This window comes from Streptomyces recifensis (assembly GCF_002154615.1).
In the GTDB taxonomy this organism is placed as follows: domain Bacteria; phylum Actinomycetota; class Actinomycetes; order Streptomycetales; family Streptomycetaceae; genus Streptomyces; species Streptomyces griseoluteus.
The window spans coordinates 1-1359 of sequence record NZ_MUNH01000897.1; the positions used below are offsets into that span (position 1 = coordinate 1).

The window sequence follows — 1359 nt, forward strand, 5'->3', positions numbered from 1 at the left end:
CCGCACCTCGTCCAGTCCCCCGATGCCGGTGACGGTGCCGGGCGCGGCCGTGAGGAAGACCGTGGCGGCATGGGACACCGGCCGCTCGGGCAGGGCGGGCAGGGGCAGGCCGACCGACAGCAGCACCATGGCCTCGTACAGGTCGAAGCCGAAGGTCAGGCCGATCGCGTCGGGCAGGTAGTCGCCGGGGGTGCGGACGGCGACCTCCATCAGCACCGGGCCGGTCGGGCTCATCCGGAACTCCAGGTGCACCAGGCCGGTCTCCATGCCGAGGGCGTGGAGCACACCTGAGGTCAACTCCCGCACCTGGACGGCGGATTCGGGGCCGAGCTCGTGCCCGCAGCGGTGCACGAGTTCGACGAAGTACGGCGGTGGGGTGGTCTCCTTGGCGGTGACGTTCTCGAAGAGGACCTCGCCCTCGCGGACCAGGGCCTCCCAACTGAACTCGGGCCCCTCGACGGCCGTCTCGACGAGGAGCTGTCCCTCCCCGTCACGACGGGCGACGACCTCCTCGACCTCCTCCGGGGTCCGGATCAGCTCGACGCCCTGACTGCCGGAAAGATTCAGCGGTTTGACCACCACGGGAACGTGCTGGAGCATCCAGTCGCGGCCGGCCCCGAGCCGGGCCACGTGCAGATACTCGGGCTGGGGGACGCCGTGCGCGCCGAACAGGGCGCGTTGCAGGGCCTTGTCGCGGGAGACGACCGCCGCGTGCAGCGAGGGGCCGCGCAGTCCGTGCCGCTGCTGGGCGAGGGCCGCGGCGACGACCTGGGGCTCGGCGAAGCCGATCAGACCGTCCGGCACCCGCTCGGCCACGGCGGCCGCGACCGCGCCGGCCCAGGACTCCTCGTGGCCGCCGGGCACCCGGTAGAAGCGGTCCGCGAGGCCGGCCGGGCGGTTCTCCCAGGTCGCGGCGGACTCCAGCGCGCGGGCCCGGACACCCAGCCGGGCGGCGGCCTCCAGGTACGGGCGGCCCATGGTGCCGACGCCGGCCAGCAGCAGTTCCTTCGGCGCGGTCATGACGCGGTCCTCTCCACGGGGGCCGCCACGTCCGCGGGCGGCGGGGTGCGCAGCAGGCGGGTGACGGGGGTGACGAGCAGCGCGGCCAGGGCGAACGCGGCCGCGAGGCCGACCCAGCCGAGCGGGCCCCCGGCGATCACGACGGAGGTGATCAGCGCGGGGCCCACGATGCGCTGGCCGGTGCCGCCGAGGCTGAACACCGAGAGGTAGACGCCCTTCCGGTCCTCGGGGGCGCACTCGTAGCTCAGTTCCCAGCCGCCGGTGGCCTGCCACATCTCCCCGAAGGTCAGCAGTACGCAGGCCAGGCCGAGCACGGCGGCCGCCGCCCAGGCCGAGTCG

1 protein-coding gene and 1 pseudogene are annotated in these 1359 nt (G+C 74.4%); both read right to left on the reverse strand.

Features of this window, described 5'->3' with window-relative positions; translation table 11 throughout:
• Positions 1-1020 (reverse strand): ATP-grasp domain-containing protein (locus tag CCN33_RS30675; protein ID WP_086696523.1); only part of this gene is annotated, 1020 nt, incomplete at its 3' end.
• Positions 1017-1359, reverse strand: a pseudogene (locus CCN33_RS32425) (MFS transporter); the annotation flags it as partial. The gene CCN33_RS30675 and the pseudogene CCN33_RS32425, both read right to left, overlap by 4 nt.